Origin of the sequence: Sphingomonas sp. PL20 (assembly GCF_017875905.1) — a bacterium.
GTDB lineage: Bacteria > Pseudomonadota > Alphaproteobacteria > Sphingomonadales > Sphingomonadaceae > Sphingomonas > Sphingomonas echinoides.
Map to the genome: position 1 here is coordinate 1,270,293 of NZ_JAGINH010000002.1, position 18,737 is coordinate 1,289,029.

Genomic DNA, 18,737 nt, shown 5'->3' on the forward strand with positions numbered 1-18,737 from the left:
TTTCTTTTGCGGCGTCGCGGCTAAAGCCAGACGCTATGAGCGAGCTTCCAAAAACCTTCGACCCCGCCGAAATCGAACAGCGCTGGTATGCGCATTGGGAAAGCACGGGCCAGTTCCGCCCGGATCGTCCCGGTGCCGAGCCGTGGACCATCGTCAACCCGCCCCCCAACGTGACGGGGTCGCTCCATATCGGCCATGCGCTTGATAACACGCTGCAGGATATCCTCGCGCGCCACGCCCGCTTGCAGGGCAAGGATGCCTTGTGGGTGGTCGGCACCGACCATGCCGGCATCGCCACGCAAATGGTGGTGGAGCGGCAGATGGCGGAGCGCCAGCAGAAGCGCACCGATTACACGCGCGAAGCGTTCGTCGCCAAAGTGTGGGAATGGAAGGAAGAGAGCGGCGGGGAAATCACCCAGCAGCTCCGCCGCCTCGGCTGTTCGATGGATTGGAAGAATGAGCGCTTCACCATGGACGAGGGCTTTTCCAAGGCCGTCCTCAAGGTGTTCGTCGATCTGCACAAGGAGGGCCTGATCTACCGCGACAAGCGGCTGGTGAACTGGGACCCCGGCCTCGGCACCGCGATCAGCGACCTCGAGGTCGAGACGCGCGAGATCAAGGGCAGCTTCTGGCATTTGCGCTATCCGCTGGCGGATGGATCGGGCTTCATCGAAGTCGCGACCACGCGGCCCGAGACGATGCTCGCCGATATGGCGGTCGCGGTGAATGCGGCGGACGAACGCTACACGCACCTTGTCGGCAAGCATGTGAAGCTGCCGATCACGGGCCGCCTGATCCCGATCATCACCGACGACCATGCCGATCCCGAGCTTGGCTCGGGCGCGGTGAAGATCACGCCGGGGCATGATTTCAACGATTTCGAGGTCGGCAAGCGGGCTGGCATCGCGGCGGGCGCAATGCTCAACATGCTCGATGCCAAGGCGCAGGTCGTGCAGGTGGCGGACGGGCTGATCCCCGGCACGTATCTCGGCCTCACCACCGCCGAGGCGCGCAAGGCCGTGGTCGCGCAGTTGAAGGCCGACGGCTTCCTGATCCCGCACATCGACAAGGACGGCGTGGAACACGACGCCGAACCGCGCACGATCCAGACGCCTTATGGCGATCGTTCGGGGGTGGTGATCGAGCCGTGGCTGACCGACCAATGGTATGTCGACGCCGCGACCTTGGCGAAACCCGCGATCGAGGCGGTGCGCAGTGGCGCGATCCAGATCGTGCCCAAGACGTGGGAAAAGACGTTTTTCAACTGGATGGAGAACATCCAGCCTTGGTGCGTCTCCCGCCAGCTTTGGTGGGGGCATCGGATACCGGCTTGGTTTGGGCCGACGATCGAGCAAGGTAGACCGCTTTATGAAAAGTCACTGATAACTCCGTCGGCGGAGGGACCAGTGTTTGTCGCAGAAGATGCTGCGGAGGTGTTGGCTCAAGCTCGTGCGTTTTATCGCTACGATAAAATCGAGTTCGCGAGCAGCTTCGCTGAAGCGATGATGCGCGAAAAGGTCGACACAGACTATGTATTGTATCTTTGGCAAGACATGGACGTCCTCGACACGTGGTTCTCCTCGGCTTTGTGGCCGTTCGCGACGATGGGCTGGCCCGACTCTTCTTCTCCCTCTCCCCGCTCGCGGGGAGAGGGTCGGGGAGAGGGGGACGCTGCAACAGGCGGCTCGCTCGATGTTCCAGGACAGCCCCTCTCCCCGACCCTCTCCCCTGAAGGGGAGAGGGAGACTTTGGGCGGTCGCTACCCCAATGACGTGCTCATCTCGGGCTTCGACATCCTGTTCTTCTGGGATGCGCGGATGATGATGCAGGGCATCCACTTCATGGGCGATGTGCCGTTCAAGAAGCTCTATTTGCACGGCCTCGTCCGCGCGGCGGATGGCGCGAAGATGTCCAAGTCCAAGGGCAATGTCGTCAACCCGCTCGGGCTGATCGACACATATGGCGCGGACGCGTTGCGCTTCTTCATGGCGGCGATGGAAAGCCAGGGCCGCGACATCAAGATGGATGAGAAGCGCGTCGAGGGCTATCGCAACTTCGCCACCAAGCTGTGGAACGCCTGCCGCTTCGCGCAATCGAACGGCATCGGCGCGAGCAAGACGCTCGATGCGCCGGAGGCCACGCTCGCGGTCAACAAATGGATCATCGCCGAGACGATCTCGACCGTTCAGGCGGTAGACCTCGCGCTCGCCGATCTGCGCTTCGATGGCGCGGCGAACGCGGTCTATCAGTTCGTGTGGAGCCGCTTCTGCGACTGGTATCTGGAACTGATCAAGCCGGTCTTGTCTCCCCTCCCGCTTGCGGGAGGGGCTGGGGGAGGGGCTGTCGCCGACAGCGCACTGACCTCTGACCTGCCCTCCCCCAACCCCTCCCGCGAGCGGGAGGGGAGTTTGGAAGCCGATGAAACCCGCGCCGTCGCCGGCTGGGTGATCGACCAGATCCTCGTGCTGCTGCACCCGTTCATGCCGTTCATCACCGAGGAACTGTGGCACGCCATGGGCCCGCGCGAGAACGATCTGATCGTCGCCAAATGGCCGATGGCGGACGCGCGCTCGATCGATCCGGAGGCGAGTGCCGACATCGACTGGCTTATCCGAGTGGTAAGCGACGTCCGTGCTGCGAAGAACGAACTTGGCATTTCTCCCGGTACGATGCTGACCGCCTATGTGCGGGACGCAAACGAGACCACACAGAAGCGGATTAATGTCTTCTACACGGCGCTGCGGCGATTGGCCCGTTTGCAGGATAGCTATGTGCAGGCACCGCCATCTGGTGCGGCACTGCAAATCGTGATCGACGAAGCCACCTTCGTCATACCCCTCGAAGGCGTGATCGATCTCGATGCCGAGCGCGCGCGCCTGACCAAGGGGATCGAAGCGGCAGCCAAGGAACGCGATGCGCTCGCCGGGCGGCTGGGCAACCCCAGCTTTGTCGAGCGCGCCAAGCCCGAAGCGGTCGAAAAGGCGCGGGCCGATCATGCCGAAAAGGCCGCCGAAGCCGAGCGGCTGAGCGCGGCACTGGCGCGGCTGGGATAAAATTCCCCTCCCGCTTGCGGGAGGGGTTAGGGGAGGGCATGGGCGTAGGATGAGCGATCGTACAAGCCCTCCCCCAGCCCCTCCCGCAAGCGGGAGGGGAGTAATAGGGGCAGCCCCTCCCGCAAGCGGGAGGGGAGGAATTGAGGCAACCCCTCCCGCAAGCGGGAGGGGAGCCTTAGCGGCAGCGCCTCCGGCACGGGGCAGGGGCGGCAAGCACGATCTCACCTCCGGCCCGATCGGCCGGACGCTGCTCGCCTTCGCGTTGCCGACGCTCGGCGCGAATATCCTCCAGTCGCTCAACGGCTCGATCAACACGATCTGGGTCGGCCGCTTCCTGGGCGAGGGCGCGGTGGCGGCGACCGCCAATGCCAACACCATCATGTTCCTGATGTTCGCGGCGGTGTTCGGCTTCGGCATGGCCTCGACCATCCTGATCGGCCAGAGCATCGGCCGCCGCGATATCGAGGGCGCGCGGCGCGCGTTTGGTGCGTCAATGGGGCTGGTGATGAGCGCGGCGGTGGTGATCGCGGTGCTCGGCTGGATCTTCACGCCCGAAATCCTGAAGGTGCTCGCCACGCCGTCGAGCGCGATGCCGCTGGCGCTCGCCTATCTGCGCGTCATCTTCCTCGGGCTCCCGGCGACCATGCTGCTGGTGCTGCTCGGCATGGCGCTGCGCGGCGTGGGCGATTCGATTACGCCGTTATGGTTCACCGTGCTGAGCGTCGTGCTTGACAGCGGGCTCAACCCCGTCTTCATCCGCGGCTGGTACGGCATGCCGGCGATGGGCATTGCCGGTTCCGCCACCGCTACGCTCATCTCCGCGCATGTCGCCGCGCTCGGGCTGCTGGCCTATATCTATCTGCGCGATTTGCCGATCCGGCTGCGCGGGCATGAACTGACCTGGCTGATTCCGTCGCCCGCCTTGATCCGCACGATCGTTGCCAAGGGGCTGCCGATGGGCGCGCAGATGCTGGTGGTGTCCTTCGCCGCGCTGACGATGACGGGGCTGGTCAACCGCTACGGCGTCGACACCAGCGCGGCGTACGGCGTGTCGATGCAATTATGGGGCTATATCCAGATGCCCGCGCTCGCGGTCGGCGCGGCGGTCAGCAGCATGGTCGCGCAGAATATCGGTGCCGGGCTGTGGGATCGGGTCGATCGCATCACCCGTTCCGGCCTCCTGTTCAGCGCCTTGCTCACCTCGACCATGGTCGTCGCGGTGATCCTGTTCGATCGCCCGGTGATGGCGGTGTTCCTCGGTGGCGACAGCCCGGCCTTGCCGATCGCGCGCCACATCCAGGTGCTGGCGAGCTGGAACTTCATCGTCTTCGGCATGACGATGGTGCTATTCTCGGCGGTGCGCGCAAACGGCGCGGTATGGGCCCCGCTGGTGATGCTGATCATCGCCATGTACCCGGTGCGGCTCGGTTTCGCGCTGGCGTTCAAGGACAGCCTCGGCGCGGACTCGCTGTGGTGGAGCTTCCCGCTCGGCTCGGTCGCCACCTTGGTGATGTCGTCGCTTTATTATCGCTACGGTGGCTGGCGCAAACAGCGGCTGGTCGTTCCGGCCGAAACCCCGGCCAGCGCCGCTGCCGCCCCGGCGGAAGCCGCCGCCGCAGAACCGATCGGCGCGCAACATCCGGTCGGCTGATCACCGACTCGCTTGCGCATGCGCGCGGGCGGTTCCAGAAAGCGGGGCATGACCGCACAATACCCCGCTCTCCGCCTTCGCCGTACCCGCGCCAGCGCGTGGAGCCGCCGTCTCTATGCCGAGACCGTGCTCACCCCGGCCGATCTGATCTGGCCGCTGTTCATTGCGGAAGGGCAGGGCGTGGAAGAGCCGATTCCCTCGCTCCCCGGCGTGTCGCGCTGGTCGGTCGATGGCATCGTCGCGCGCGGACGCGAGGCGCGCGATCTCGGCATTCCGTGCCTGGCGCTGTTCCCCAATACGCCCGGGCATTTGCGCACCGATGACGGGCGCGAGGCGCTCAACCCCGACAATCTGATGTGCCGCGCGATCCGCGCGCTGAAGGATGCCGTGCCCGAAATCGGCGTGCTCACCGACGTCGCGCTCGACCCTTATACCACGCACGGCCATGACGGGCTGGTCGACGAAGCCGGCTATGTCGTCAACGACATCACGGCGGAGGCGCTGGTCGCGCAGGCGCTCAACCAGGCCGAAGCCGGATCGGACATCATCGCGCCTTCCGACATGATGGACGGCCGCATCGGCGCGATCCGCGAAGCGCTGGAGCAAGGCGGGCACCACAATGTCCAGATCATGTCCTATGCCGCGAAGTACGCCAGCGCGTTCTACGGCCCGTTCCGCGATGCGGTCGGCAGTCGCGGGCTGCTGAAGGGCGACAAGAAGACCTATCAGATGGATTCGGCCAATGCCGAGGAAGCGCTGCGTGAAGTCGCGCTCGACCTGGCCGAGGGTGCGGACAGCGTGATGGTCAAGCCCGGTCTGCCCTATCTCGACATCGTCGCGCGGGTGAAATCGGCGTTCGAGGTGCCGGTGTTCGCCTATCAGGTCAGCGGCGAATATGCGATGATCGAGGCCGCCGTCGCAGCGGGTGCCGCCGAGCGCGACCCGATGGTGCTGGAAACGTTGATGGCGTTCAAGCGCGCGGGCTGTTCGGGCGTGCTCACCTATCATGCGGCGCTGGCGGCGCGGTTGCTGGGCGCGTGATCGAGGGCGTCGTCGAGACCGGGCGGCTGCGGTTGCGCGTGCGCACGCCGGACGACCGCGCGGTGCTGCACGGCTGGTTCGGCGATCCGCTGGTGATGGCCGATCTCGGCCCGGTGCGGGACGCCGCCGCTTCCGACGCGACGATCGCGCGGCACCAATCCTATCAGGCCGAGGGCCTTGGCTTTTGGATCGTCGAGAGCCGCGCCGATCGCGTCCCCGTCGGCTTTTGCGGATTGAAGCCGAGCGACCCCGGCCGCCCGCTTGCGGGAGAGCTCGAAATCGGCTGGATGTTCGGCTCGGCGCATTGGGGGCAGGGCTATGCGAGCGAGGCCGCCGGGGCGGTGCTCGACTGGGCCTGGGCCCATCGCGCCGACCCGCGCATCGTCGCGGTGACCGCGCGGGTCAACCTCAAGAGCCAGCGCGTGATGGAGCGCATCGGCATGCGCGCCGAACCAACGCTGGATTACGAGCATCCCAGCTACCCCGAGGGCGACCGGCTGCGCGACAGCGTGGTCTATGTGATCGACCGGCCCGCCACATGATCGAGACGCCGCGCCTGATCCTGCGCGGCTGGCGCGAAGCCGATGTCGCGCCGTTCCATGCGATGGGGCAGGACGAAGAGGTCATGCGCTATCTCGGCCCTTTGATGACGCTCGATCAGGCGCGCGCAGGCTATGAACGCTGCATCGCGCGGCAGGCCGAAGCGGGCTGCTGCTTCTGGGCGATCGAACGCAAAAGCGACGCCGCTTTTCTCGGCTTTTGCGGCCTGCAAAAGGGATATGACTTTCTCGAAGGCGAGATCGAGATCGGCTGGCGCTTGCGCCGCGAGGCGTGGGGGCAGGGCTATGCGCGCGAAGCCGCCGAGGCGAGCCTGGCCTGGGGCTGGGCGACGCTCGACATCCCGCGCATTACCGCGATCACGGTACCCGCCAACCACCGCAGTTGGAACTTGATGGAGCGACTCGGCATGACCCGCGACCCTGCTGCCGATTTTGATCACCCGGCGGTGCCGGACGGCAGCCCGCTTAAGCAGCATATTCTTTATCGCATCGTCCGCCCCGCCTGATGGCTTCGCGTCTGGCGCGCCCGCTGTTCGTGTTGACGATCTTCGCCGGGTCGTTTCTGCTGTTCCTGGTCCAGCCGATGGTCGCGCGCATGGCGTTGCCGCGGCTTGGCGGTGCGCCGGCCGTGTGGAACTCGGCGATGCTGGTCTATCAGGCGTTGCTGCTCGCCGGATATGGCTATGCGCATTGGCTGGGACGCCTGAGCCAGCGCGCGCAGGGAATGACGCATCTTGGCGTGCTGTTGCTTGCCGGATTGTGGCTGCCGATCGGCCTCATCGCCCTGCAGCCGGGGCCGACCGCGCTGCCGACATTATGGGTGCCGTGGCTGCTGACGCTGTCGATCGGCCCGCTGTTTTTCGCGATTTCGGCCCAGGCGCCGTTGTTGCAACGCTGGTTCAGCCTGTCACGTGACGGCGAGAATCCCTATGCGCTGTACGCCGCATCCAATTTCGGGAGCTTTGCGGGCCTGATCGCCTATCCGTTGATGGTGGAGCCCGGCATGGCGCTGGTCGGGCAACGTGTCCTGTGGAGCAGCGGCTATATCGTGGTCGGGTTGCTGGTTGCCTTATGCGCCGCCACCTTGCCGAAAGCCGGATCGGGCGCAGTCGGGTTGGCGGAGCCATCGCCGCAATCCGCGCCGCCCACGCGGGGTCGCGTCGCGCACTGGATCGCGCTGGCCTTCGTGGCGTCGGGGCTGATGCTTGCCACCTCCACCTATATCTCGACCGACATCGTCGCGATGCCGTTGCTGTGGGTGGTGCCGCTTGGCCTGTATCTGCTGAGTTTCACCGTCGCCTTCGCGACCGACCGCACGACGGCGGACATGCAAACGCGGATCGCGCCGGTCGCGATCCTGTTATTTGGGGGTATCCTCGTCGGCGGGATGGGGGGGATGCCATATCTCGGCGCGATCATGGCGCTGGCGCTGCTGTTTCTGGGGTCCGTCGCGCTCAACACCGCCCTGTACCGCCTTCGACCAGAGCCGGACCGGCTGACGGGATTCTATCTGGCGATGGCGGTGGGCGGTGCGCTCGGCGGGCTGTTCGCGGCTGTGATCGCGCCAATCGTCTTCGACTGGACGTATGAATATCCGATCCTGGTGTTAGCCGCTGCGCTCTTGGTGCCACAGCATCCGCTGCTGGGGCCGCTCGGGGTCTTGTGGCACCGGAGCGCGCAGCGCCGCCATGTCCTTACCGGCGTGGTGGCCCTTGCCGTGCTGGCGCTGGTCGTGCTGATCCTCGCTAACCCGGGGCCGGCTGACGGGCCGGGCCCGCTGCAGCAAGCGGCGTTGCTGGCGATGGTTGCGATCGGGCTGGTGGCGATCGGCGCGCGCTGGGCGTTCGCGCTGGCCGTGCTTGGCGCGTTGATCGCGTTTGGCGGATACCGCGCGGTGCAGATCTCGCTCGAGCCACACGCGCGCACGCGGAGTTATTTCGGGGTCTATACCGTTCACTCCATGGCGACCCAGCGCCAGTTGGCCCATGGCACGACCGTCCATGGGACGCAGTTGCTGGGCTCGCCCGCGCGTGAGCGGACGCCGACCGCTTATTATGTCGCGGGATCGGGCGTGGGTCGCGCGATGCAGGCGCTGCCGACGCTATATGGAGCGCATGCGCGTGTCGGCGTCGTCGGGTTGGGGGCAGGCACGCTCGCTTGCTATGCTGCGGCGGGGCAGGCGTGGCGTTTTTACGAAATCGACCCTGCGGTGGTGCGGATCGCGCGCGACACTGGGCAGTTCACGTTTCTTTCGCTTTGCCTGCCGCATCCGACGATCGTGCTGGGCGATGCGCGGCTCAATCTCGATAGAGCGCGTCCCACCTCGCTCGACCTGCTGGCGCTTGATGCGTTTTCGTCGGATTCGGTGCCGATGCACTTGATGACGCGCGAGGCATTCGCCAGCTACGCCCGGGTGCTGGCCCCGCGCGGCGTGCTGCTCGTCCACATTTCGAATCGCTTCCTCGATTTGGAACCAGTCGTCGCGGCGGCAGCGCGGGGCGGTGGCTGGCACAGCGCACAGCTTTTCTATCGTCCAGGGGCCACCAATCGCGATGCGGCGACGATGTCGCAATGGATCGCGCTGTCGCGGGATCCGGCGGTGATCCAGACGCTGAAATCCCGCGATTCGGCGTGGGAGCCGGTCAAGCTGCGGCCGGGCTTTGCGCCGTGGACCGACGATTATTCGACGATCCTGCCGCTGCTGAAGGCGGGGCGCTAGGCGTCCGGCAGGCGCGCGGCGATCGCGGCGATTCGCGCGCTCTGCGCTTCGAAGGCCGCTTGCGCCGCATTGTGCAGGCTAGCGATGGCGGGATAATCGGGTTTGCCATCGGCGGCGCGCGCGATCGCCATCGAATCGATGTCGGTCAGCGTCGACGAGGTGGTCGCGCGATAGCCATCCAGCGCCGCCAAGGCGGTCTGCGCGGCAATCCAGCGTTCCCCGCCGACTCTGTCGCCTTGCGCCGCAGTGGCCAAACGCTCGGCGGTTTCAGCGGCGGGCGCGAACGCCGCCGTGGTTTTGTCGAGCGTTTTGCGCAGATCCGCCAAGGCCAGGTCGGTGGCCGGGTCCGCCTCGGTCACGGGAATGACGACGTCGGGCTCGGCATCGCTGCGCGATTCGATCGCGCGCGGCAGCAGCGAGGGATAGCGGGTCGAGGTTTGCGCGGCGCACCCCGCCAGCGACGGCGCGATCGTCAGGACAAACACCAGCGCAAGGCGGGCGCGGCGGGCGGGCGGGGTGGGGGGCGTCATCACGAATTGCTCTATGCCGATGAGAAAGGTCACGCAACGCACTTGCATCTCTTAAAAGACGCCGCTAACAGCGCGTCTCCACGCACCCATAGCTCAGCTGGATAGAGCATCAGACTACGAATCTGAGGGTCGGGCGTTCGAATCGCTCTGGGTGCACCATTCTTTCAAAAGTGTCTGATCGCAGGACGTTACCGGGGTTCCCGGAGACGCCGCGACAGGCACGGCGGTAGACCGCAGTGGCGCACGCCACGCTGTTCCAAAGACTGCGCTGTGCTTCGCCCTTGTGCCCTTACGGCGGCGAGACGCTCTATTCGAGGTAGCTGCGGCGCAGGCGCGTAAGGTCTGCGTCCGACAATCCCATTTCGTCATGAAGCCAGCCGCGCGCGCCGCCGCGATGCGAATCGAGCACCTTGAAGGCAGCCTCGATATAGCTGCGGTCGGCGTTCAGGAGCGCCTGCATCACCGGCGACGGCATTTGCCCCATGGAGCTGGCGGTTGCCTTGCTGTCCTTCGCCAGCAGCGTGCTGGCGTTGAGATAGCGGTTGGTGAGCAGATAGTCTTCTATCACGGTGGCGCGGGGCACGCCCAGCGCGGTCAGCAGCAAGGCGGCGGCGACCCCGGTGCGATCCTTGCCGGCCGAACAGTTGAAGGCCAGCGGGGCATGCCCCGCCAGCAATTCGTCGAACATCCGGCGATATTGGTCGTGAAATTGCACCAGCATATGCGGGTAGCTCGCCGCCATCGCCGCGCGCGCCGATTCGGCGGTCCAATCCTTCATCGGCCCGGCTGGCATGAAGCCCGCCATGTCGAGCTTGTAGTCGTCGCTCAGCACGCGCGGTGCGCCCGCTGCAGGCCAGTTGACCGGCTCGGACGCGCGTTCGCGCGTGTCGCGGAAATCGCAGACGACGCGGATCCCGCGCCGCTCGAGATAGGCATAATCGCTGTCGGTCAGGCCGTGCATCGAGCCCGAACGAAACAGCAGGCCCCATTTGACGTGACGACCATCGGTGGTGCGATAGCCACCAAGGTCGCGAAAGTTGCGGCCGCCCTGCAACGGCAGCAACCGCTCCTGCGGTGCCGCCGTTGCGATGCGGGTATCGGCCCAGGCGGGCAGACCTGCCGCCCCGCTTGCCATCATTACCGTGGCCAAAGCAGCGAAGGCAATTTTGAAGCGAAGCGGGGCGATCGTCATGGTCGGTCTCCTGGATCGGATCGTCTTAGAACTTCACCTGCACCTGCCCGCCAAAGGTCCGCGCTTCGTTGAAGAAGCCGTTGTAACCGCTGGTGAGGCTGAGCGCGCGGTAGAACACATGCTGTTCGTTGAACAAATTGCGCGCCCAGACCGAGACCGTCACGCGCGCGTCGCCCCGGCCCATATCGATATCGGCCAGTGCCAGCGTGCCGTTGACGATGAACGCGCTGTCGCCCTTGGGCTGGTACACGTTGCCGGGGTTGCCCGCGCCCAGGAAGAGCGGGTCGGTCGCGTTGGCGTAGAAGCCGCTGTCGTAATTGCCGTCGAGATGCGCGCGGACCGTCGCGCCTTGCAGCGGGATTTCATAGTCGATCGTACCGCTGGCACCGTGCTTCGGGGTGTAGGTCTGGTAGATTTCTACCGGCGTGTTGTTGACCGAGCCGCCTGCGGTCGCAGGGAACGGGTTGGCCGTCGAGGGGATCCGCACATAGGTATACGCATAGGATGCGCCCAGCGTCAGGTGCGGAACCGGGGTGAGCTTGAAATCGGCTTCGACGCCGTGGATGCCGCCGGTGCCGGGCGCGTTGAGCGTCTCGGTGGTCGTGCGGTTGCTGCGCGTCAACACGCCGTTGATGACCGTCTCGTACAGGCCCGAGAAATCGACCTGTACGTTCTTGTACGTGCCGGCATAGGCCGAAATGTTGAAGCGGGCGTGGCGGTTGAAGAACTCGGTCTTCAGGCCGGCTTCGAACACCGACACCGTTTCGGGATTGAAAGCGAGATATTGCAGCGAGCGCGAATTGGCACCGCCCGATTTATAGCCCGTGCTCCATTTGCCATACACATGGATGTCGCGCGACACGTCGACGAGGACGTTGACCATCGGATCGACGCGCGACCAATGCGCATCGAGATAGCGCGTGCCGCTGACGCCGAACACCACCGGAGCCGCGCCGTTCACCGTAAAGAGCTGGCCATGCTTGGCATCGCGCGTCCAGCGCAGACCGCCGGTGACGTGGATCGCGTCGTCTAACAGCGCGGGCGTGTAGGTCGCCTGACCGAAGGCGCCGACGCTGGTGGTGCTGACATGGCTGGCACGGTCGATGCGCTGCGCGTCATAGTTGAGCGACAGAATGGTGTAGGCGCTGCCAGCCGCATCGGTGAACTGATTGGTGGCAAAGGCCTGGGCGTTGTCCTGCACGTTTTCGCGGTAATACAGTGCACCCGCGACGTACTTCAGGCGGCCAAGTTCGCCGATCGCCTGCAGTTCCTGGCTGAACTGGTTCTGACGGAACTGCGCCAGGCTGTAGCGGCTGAACGCGACGTTGGTGAACACGCCCGAGGCGTTCGACATGGTCGTCGCAGCCGAACCGTTATCATATTGGCTCTGGGTCAAGGCGCGATACGAGGTGATCGACTTGATCGTCAGATTGCGCGCCGGGTGATATTCCAGATTCAACTCATGGCCGTGTACTTTGCCGACGCTGGGCTGTTCGGGAACACCGACATTGGCAACGTCGGCGCGCGTCGCCTGGACGGTGCCAAGCGCGGCCTGCTTGTTGGTGCCAAGGCCGAGGAGCTGCAGATACAGCGACGTCGAGGCATCATAAGAAGTGTCGAACGCGTAATCGGCGCTGAAATCCGAGGTCGGCTTCCACAGCGCTTCGACACGAACGCCGCGCTTGTCATAGGCGTTGAAGCCCGATGCGCCGGTCAGCGTGTTCTTCACCAGTGGGTCGCGGCGGCTGACGACGCCATCGATTTTCAGTGCGATTCCGGCGACCGACGGCAAGTCGATATGCCCCTCGGCTTTATAGCTGCCGAAATTGCCGACACCCGCGAGCAGGTTTGCGTGAAACTCGCCGGTCGGCTTTTTGGTGGTGATGTTGATCGCGCCGCCTTCGGTATTGCGACCGAACAGCGTGCCCTGCGGGCCTTTCAGCACTTCTAGGCTGTCAATGTCGAACAGCGCGGTGCCAAGGCCCTGCGCACGGCCGAGATAGACGCCGTTGACGTAGACACCGACGCCCTGGTCGCGCGCGGGCTGGTTGCCGTCCGAGAGCACGCCGACGCCGCGAATGTTCACGATCAGCGCCGAGTTGCGCGAATAGAACGGCGCGACCTTGAGCGACGGGATCGACCCGTCAGTGAGGTCGGCCAGCGAAACGACATGGCGGTTCGCAAGATCGGCTCCGCTCAGCACCGAAATCGAGATCGGCGTCTTTTGCGCGGTTTGGGGCCGCTTTTCTGCGGTCACCACGATGTCGCCAAGCTGGTCCCCTTCGCTGGCAGCGGCGGCCGGCGGTGTCGGCGCGGTCTCGGGTGCGGTCGCCGCAAAGGCCGGCGACAAAGCGATGGTCGAACAAAACGCGGTCGCGGCGAGCAGCCGAACCATCACGGTGTGGTGATTGGTAAACATTAGATCCCCCGTTCTTAAGAACTGTCAGGGCTCCGTGTGCGTATTTCGTGTCGCGTGCGTTACGAATATTGTTCAGAAATGTTGCGACGCACAATTATAGGGGAAAGGGGCGTTCGCCGTCATGCGGTTGGCGGTGTCGCCGGTAAAATGACCGTAACGCGTAACCCGCCCAGCGGAGAGGGCCCCGCCTCGATCCGCCCATGATGCGCCTCGACGATCGCCTGGGCGGTGGCAAGCCCAAGACCGGAGGTGGTGACCGATTCTCCGGGTAGCTTGGTGGTGCGATAGAAGGGCTCGAACAATTGCTGTGCCAATCCAACGTCGACGCCCGGCGCGCTGTCGTCGATGATCAGCCGCCACGCGTTGCGATGCCCCTCCAGCCCCAAGGCGATGCGCCCGCCGGCGGGTGTGTAGCGCAGGCTGCTTTCGATCAGCGCGGTGAACAATTGTTCGATCCGCGCGCCATCCCATTTCACCAGCACTGTCGTCGCGGGCAGTTGGCCGGGTTCCACCGATACCGATTGCGCCTTCGCGCGGCGGCTATTGGCCCAGACCGCATTGTGGATCAGCGCGACGGGATCGACCGTGGCGAAGGTGACCGGAAGACGCCCGAGATCGGCCAAGGCGACGGCGTGGAGATCCTCCGCCATCTCCTGCAAGCGCTGCACGCCTTCTGCGACCTCGGCAAACTCGCGCTGCTTGTCCGGCATCTTGTGGTATAAAGCCGCAACGTTTTCACCGAGCCGAAGAACGGGAACCCGCAATTCCTCGGACACCGCCACCAGCCAGGTGCGCCGCGCGGATTCGAGCCGGTCGAAGCGGCGGGCGATGTGGGCCAGATTGCGCATCGTGGCGCGGGTTTCAACTGGGCCGGTCTCGTTGAAATCGGTTGCGAAATCCCCGTGGGCGATCGCGCGGCTGGCGCGGAACAGCGCGCGCTGCGGGCGCACCCAGCGCGCGGCGATGCCATAGCCGCAGCCCAGCAGAAGCAGCAGTGTCGCGACGGCGGCCGCCCCAATCCCCAGCAGTTGATCGCGCATGAATGTGTAGCTTGCCAGCGTCTGCCCGCTGCCCGCGACGATCTTAAGAATGGCCCGCCTTTGCCCTGCCAGCATCACCGGCTGGGCGGCGCGGACGCCTTCTGCATCAGGGGCTGCACCCGCCAGACGCGCACCGTCCACGGTGTACAGCGCGACTCGGTTTTTCAGCGGTGGAAGCGCCGCTCCAGCCGCAGTGTTCTGGTTCTCTATTTCCTGTGCGGCCGGCAAGGCAGCGGCCAACGGCGTTCCGGCGCGGATCTGCGTCGCGATCAAGGCGCTCAACGCGATCAGCGACTGGCGGTCCTGCGCTTCAAGATAAGCATGCTGTCCGCGCTGCAGATTGACGATCAGCGCGCTGCCCGGCAGCACGGCAACCAGCAACGCCTGACCTGCCAGCAGCAGGAACAGTCCCGAAAACAGCCGCACCGATGATCTCCCGCGAGCGGACGGGCGTCCGGTCAGACGGGGTTTAAAGCCGATTCACCATCGAAACAATCGCCTGTTTTGAGCGGCTTCATCCCGGTGTGGGATTCTCGGCCGCGACGGCCGCCAACACCGCTTGCGCGTAGTCCGGGCGGCAGATCAGCAAATCGGGCAGCAACGGATTTTCGCAATTGTAGCGCAGCGGCGATCCGTCGATGCGCGAGGCATGCAGCCCGGCGGCATGGGCGACCGCCACAGGCGCGCAATTGTCCCATTCATATTGCCCGCCGGTATGGAGGTAGATTTCGGCATCGCCCTGCACCACCGCCATCGCTTTGGCCCCCGCCGAGCCCATCGGCACCAGTTCGGCACCGATCGCGGCGGCGACGCGAAGCACCAGCGGATGCGCGCGTGTGCGGCTGACCACCATGCGCGGCCGGGTGGGGGCGGGAGGCAGCGACGGGAAGGAATCGTCCGTGGCGAAGACACGACCGGCGGCGGGGAGCGAAACCGCGCCCGCCACGGCCACGCCATCGATCGCGAGGCCAATATGCACCGCCCAATCCGCGCGCCGCTCGCGAAATTCGCGCGTGCCGTCGAGCGGATCGACGATCCACACGCGCCGCGCGCCGCACCGTGCGGGGTCATCCTGCGCTTCTTCCGAAAGGATGAAATCGTCGGGACGCGCGCTATGGAGCAAGTCCAGGATCAGCGCATTGGCCTCGGCGTCCCCGCGATCGCCAAGCTCGTTATCGGCACACGCACCGGCCTTGCAAAGCTCGATCAGCAGCGCGCCGGCGGCAAGCGCGACGTCGCGGGCGAGTTGGGCGTCGGTCTGTGGGCTCAAAGGTCGGGACTCCATACGCCCATAATATGTTCGACAATCCGCTCGGCGGCGGCTTCGGGGCTTTCGCGCAGCGTGTCGATGCGGATGTCGGGGCTCTCGGGCGCTTCATAGGCGCTCGAAATGCCGGTGAAGTTCGCGATTTTGCCCGCGCGCGCCTTGGCATACAGCCCCTTCACGTCGCGCGCCTCGGCTTCAGCCAGCGGCGTATCGACGAAAATTTCGACGAACTCCTCGGGCAGCATCGCGCGCACCATCTCGCGTTCGGCGCGGAAGGGGGAGATGAACGCGGTCAGCACGATCAGCCCGGCATCGGTCATCAGCTTGGCGACTTCGCCGATCCGGCGGATATTCTCGACGCGGTCGGCATCGGTAAAGCCGAGATCCTTGTTGAGGCCGTGCCGCACATTATCGCCATCGAGCAGGAAACTGTGGCGGCCGAGCGCATAGAGCTTCTTTTCGACAAGGTTGGCGATGGTCGACTTGCCCGAGCCCGACAGGCCGGTGAACCACAGCAAGCGCGGCGTCTGGCCCTTTTGCGCGGCATGCGCGGCGCGAGTGATGTCGATCGCCTGCCAGTGCACGTTTTGCGCGCGGCGCAGTGCGAAGTGCAGGATTCCCGCCGCGACGGTGGCGTTGGTCGCCCGGTCGATCAGGATGAAGCCGCCAAGATCCGCGCCCTCGCTAAAGGGTTCGAACACCAGGTCGCGATCGGTATAGACTTCGGCCACGCCGATATCGTTGAGCGCGAGCGTCTTGACCGACAGCTCGGCGAGTGTGTTGACGTCGATCGCATGGCGCGGCGCTTGTACCGTCGCCGCCACGGTTTGCGTGCCGAGCTTCAGCCAATAGCTGCGCCCAGCCAGCAGCGGCGTTTCGGCCATCCAGACGATCGTCGCCTGGAACTGATCGGCGACCTGGGGCGGATTGTCGGCAGTGGCGATGACGTCACCGCGCGAGCAGTCGACTTCGTCGGTGAGCGTCAGCGTGACCGATTGGCCAGCGACGGCTTCGGGCACATCGCCGTCCATCGCGACGATCCGCGCGATGCTGCTGGTGCGGCCCGAGGGCAGGATGCGCACGGTGTCGCCCGGCTTTACACTGCCGCTCGCGATCAGCCCGGAAAAGCCGCGGAAATCGAGATCGGGGCGGTTGACCCATTGCACCGGCATGCGGAAGGCGCGCGCTTGCGCCACATCGGTTTCGACGTCGATCGTCTCGAGATGCTCGATCAGCGTTGGCCCCGCATACCAGGGGGTGGCCTCCGAGCGGGTAGCGATATTGTCGCCGACAAAGCCCGATATCGGGATCGCGGTGAAATCGGTGATGCCGATCGCTGTGGCAAAGGCGCGGTAATCGGCGACGATCGTGTCGAACACGCTTTGGTCATAGCCGACCAGATCCATCTTGTTCACCGCCAGCACGACGTGGCGCAAGCGCAGCAAATGGACGAGAAAGCTGTGGCGGCGCGTTTGCGTCAGCACACCTTTGCGCGCATCGATCAGGATGACGGCGGCATCGGCGGTCGAGGCACCGGTGACCATGTTGCGAGTGTACTGCTCGTGGCCCGGTGTGTCGGCGACGATGAACTTCCGTTTCTCGGTCGCGAAGAAGCGGTAGGCGACGTCGATCGTGATGCCCTGTTCGCGCTCGGCGGCGAGCCCGTCGACCAGAAGCGCGAAATCGATATTCTGGCCCTGCGTGCCGACCCGCTTGCTGTCCGCCTCCAGCGCGGAAAGCTGATCGGCGAAAATCGCGCGGGAATCGTAGAGCAAACGCCCGATCAGCGTCGACTTGCCGTCATCGACCGACCCGCAGGTGATGAAGCGCAGCAGCGACTTGCGCTGGTGCTGTTCGAGATAGGCGGTGATGTCCGAGGCGATGAGGGAGTCGGGCAAATACTCCCTCTCCCCCCCGGGGAGAGGGTTGGGGAGAGGGGCTGTGTCGAGGGAGGGCACCTGTAACTGCCCCTCTCCCCGACCCTCTCCCCGAAGGGGAGAGGGAGAAGTGGTGATCCCCATCAGAAATACCCCTCCGCTTTCTTCTTTTCCATACTCGCCGCCTGGTCGTGGTCGATCGCGCGGCCCTGGCGTTCCGACGTGGTCGTCAGCAGCATTTCCTGGATGACCTCGGGCAGCGTCGTCGCTTCGCTCTCCACCGCGCCCGTCAGTGGATAGCAGCCGAGCGTGCGGAAGCGGATCGAGCGCTCGACCGGCACTTCGCCGGGGGCGAGGCGGAAGCGCTCGTCATCGACCATCAGCAGCATCCCGTCGCGCTCGACCGTCGGGCGTGGCGCTGCCAGATACAGCGGGACGATCTCAATCCCTTCGGCCAGGATATATTGCCAGATGTCGAGCTCGGTCCAGTTGGACAGCGGGAAGACGCGGATGCTCTCCCCCTTCGCCTTGCGCGCATTGTAGAGGTGCCACAGTTCCGGCCGCTGTGCCTTGGGGTCCCAGCGCTGGCTGGCCGAGCGGAAGCTGAAGATGCGTTCCTTGGCGCGGCTCTTCTCCTCGTCGCGGCGCGCGCCACCAAAGGCGACGTCATAGCCGCCTGCGGTCAGCGCCTGTTTCAGCCCTTCGGTCTTCCACAAATCGGTATGCAGGCTGCCATGGTCGAACGGGTTGATCCCCTGCGCCTCGGCGTCGGGGTTCTTGTGGACGATCAACTCCATTCCGGCAGCCTGCGCCGCCCGATCGCGCAGATCGTACATTGCGCGGAATTTCCAGGTCGTGTCGACATGGAGCAGCGGGAAGGGCGGGTTGCCTGGGAAGAACGCCTTCTTCGCCAGATGCAGCATCACAGCGGAATCCTTGCCGACCGAATAGAGCATCACCGGGTGCTCGGCCTCGGCGACGACTTCGCGCAGGATATGGATACTCTCGGCTTCGAGCCGCTGGAGATGGGTCAGGGCGACGGACATGATCAGCCCCAGATAGAGCAGAACAACGGCCGTGCGATCAACTTATCCTGTTACGGCATAAAGCAAGCTCACGGCGCGCTGTTATGCTCGACCGAGTCGAGAATGCGCGCACCCGCCATGAACACGGCGAGCGGACACACCGCGAACAGCAGCCACCCCCCGAACCCAGGATATTGCTGGAGATAATGGACGCCCCGTTCGACCGCGCCCAGCGCAAGCGCATAGATCACCGCGAACGCCTCGAATTTGTTCTTGATGACGAACAGGCGAGAAAACTTTGTCCACATGCGAAAAGGTTAAGCAAGCGCCGGGCCAATGGCGGATTTGCGTGCTTTTGGGTTT

At 65.1% G+C, this 18,737-nt stretch carries 14 protein-coding genes and 1 tRNA gene; 7 read left to right on the plus strand and 8 right to left on the minus strand.

Annotation, left to right across the window (positions count from 1 at the left end; all coding sequences use genetic code 11):
• Positions 1-35: 35 nt before the first annotated feature.
• The 6 genes from H4W01_RS06030 to H4W01_RS06055 all read left to right on the plus strand — a co-directional run bounded on the left by H4W01_RS06030 (position 36) and on the right by H4W01_RS06055 (position 9,024).
• On the plus strand, positions 36-3,053 hold the full coding sequence (locus tag H4W01_RS06030; protein WP_209610295.1) for a valine--tRNA ligase: 3,018 nt from the start codon (positions 36-38) through the stop codon (positions 3,051-3,053).
• 262 nt (positions 3,054-3,315) lie between these two features.
• Positions 3,316-4,704: an MATE family efflux transporter gene (locus H4W01_RS06035; protein ID WP_334685172.1), complete on the plus strand. Its 1,389-nt coding sequence runs from the start codon at positions 3,316-3,318 to the stop codon at positions 4,702-4,704.
• Positions 4,705-4,752: 48 nt separating this feature from the next.
• A complete protein-coding gene (hemB, locus tag H4W01_RS06040) occupies positions 4,753-5,745 on the plus strand; it encodes a porphobilinogen synthase (RefSeq protein ID WP_209610297.1) in 993 nt (330 codons plus the stop codon).
• A complete protein-coding gene (locus tag H4W01_RS06045; RefSeq protein ID WP_209610298.1) occupies positions 5,742-6,287 on the plus strand; it encodes a GNAT family N-acetyltransferase in 546 nt (181 codons plus the stop codon). The genes hemB and H4W01_RS06045 overlap by 4 nt, the downstream gene beginning before the upstream one ends.
• On the plus strand, positions 6,284-6,811 hold the full coding sequence (locus H4W01_RS06050; protein ID WP_209610299.1) for a GNAT family N-acetyltransferase: 528 nt from the start codon (positions 6,284-6,286) through the stop codon (positions 6,809-6,811). Before H4W01_RS06045 ends, H4W01_RS06050 begins: the two co-directional genes overlap by 4 nt.
• On the plus strand, positions 6,811-9,024 hold the full coding sequence (locus H4W01_RS06055; RefSeq protein WP_209610300.1) for a spermidine synthase: 2,214 nt from the start codon (positions 6,811-6,813) through the stop codon (positions 9,022-9,024). The genes H4W01_RS06050 and H4W01_RS06055 overlap by 1 nt, the downstream gene beginning before the upstream one ends.
• Here the strand turns inward: H4W01_RS06055 and H4W01_RS06060 are convergent.
• On the minus strand, positions 9,021-9,587 hold the full coding sequence (locus H4W01_RS06060) for a hypothetical protein (RefSeq protein ID WP_209610301.1): 567 nt from the start codon (positions 9,585-9,587) through the stop codon (positions 9,021-9,023). The two genes, H4W01_RS06055 and H4W01_RS06060, sit on opposite strands and share 4 nt — an antisense overlap.
• Positions 9,588-9,636: 49 nt before the next feature.
• Between H4W01_RS06060 and H4W01_RS06065 the strand changes: the two genes are divergently transcribed.
• Positions 9,637-9,713: transfer RNA gene (locus tag H4W01_RS06065), tRNA-Arg, on the plus strand.
• A gap of 148 nt (positions 9,714-9,861) precedes the next feature.
• Here the strand turns inward: H4W01_RS06065 and H4W01_RS06070 are convergent.
• From H4W01_RS06070 to H4W01_RS06100, 7 genes are all read right to left on the minus strand, one after another.
• Positions 9,862-10,746, minus strand: coding sequence for a tyrosine-protein phosphatase (locus H4W01_RS06070; RefSeq protein ID WP_209610302.1), 885 nt, complete (start codon positions 10,744-10,746; stop codon positions 9,862-9,864).
• Between the two features lie 25 nt (positions 10,747-10,771).
• Complete coding sequence (locus H4W01_RS06075; protein WP_209610303.1) at positions 10,772-13,165, minus strand: TonB-dependent receptor; 2,394 nt, start codon at positions 13,163-13,165, stop codon at positions 10,772-10,774.
• 119 nt (positions 13,166-13,284) lie between these two features.
• Positions 13,285-14,631, minus strand: coding sequence for an ATP-binding protein (locus H4W01_RS06080; RefSeq protein ID WP_209610304.1), 1,347 nt, complete (start codon positions 14,629-14,631; stop codon positions 13,285-13,287).
• Positions 14,632-14,719: 88 nt separating this feature from the next.
• A complete protein-coding gene (locus H4W01_RS06085) occupies positions 14,720-15,475 on the minus strand; it encodes a 3'(2'),5'-bisphosphate nucleotidase CysQ (RefSeq protein WP_334685173.1) in 756 nt (251 codons plus the stop codon).
• Complete coding sequence (cysN, locus tag H4W01_RS06090; RefSeq protein ID WP_209610306.1) at positions 15,472-17,370, minus strand: sulfate adenylyltransferase subunit CysN; 1,899 nt, start codon at positions 17,368-17,370, stop codon at positions 15,472-15,474. Before cysN ends, H4W01_RS06085 begins: the two co-directional genes overlap by 4 nt.
• Before the next feature lie 122 nt (positions 17,371-17,492).
• Complete coding sequence (gene cysD, locus H4W01_RS06095) at positions 17,493-18,395, minus strand: sulfate adenylyltransferase subunit CysD (RefSeq protein ID WP_209610307.1); 903 nt, start codon at positions 18,393-18,395, stop codon at positions 17,493-17,495.
• A gap of 68 nt (positions 18,396-18,463) precedes the next feature.
• Entirely contained in the window at positions 18,464-18,682 is a 219-nt protein-coding gene (locus H4W01_RS06100) for a hypothetical protein (protein WP_010408505.1), read from the minus strand.
• Positions 18,683-18,737: the final 55 nt, after the last annotated feature.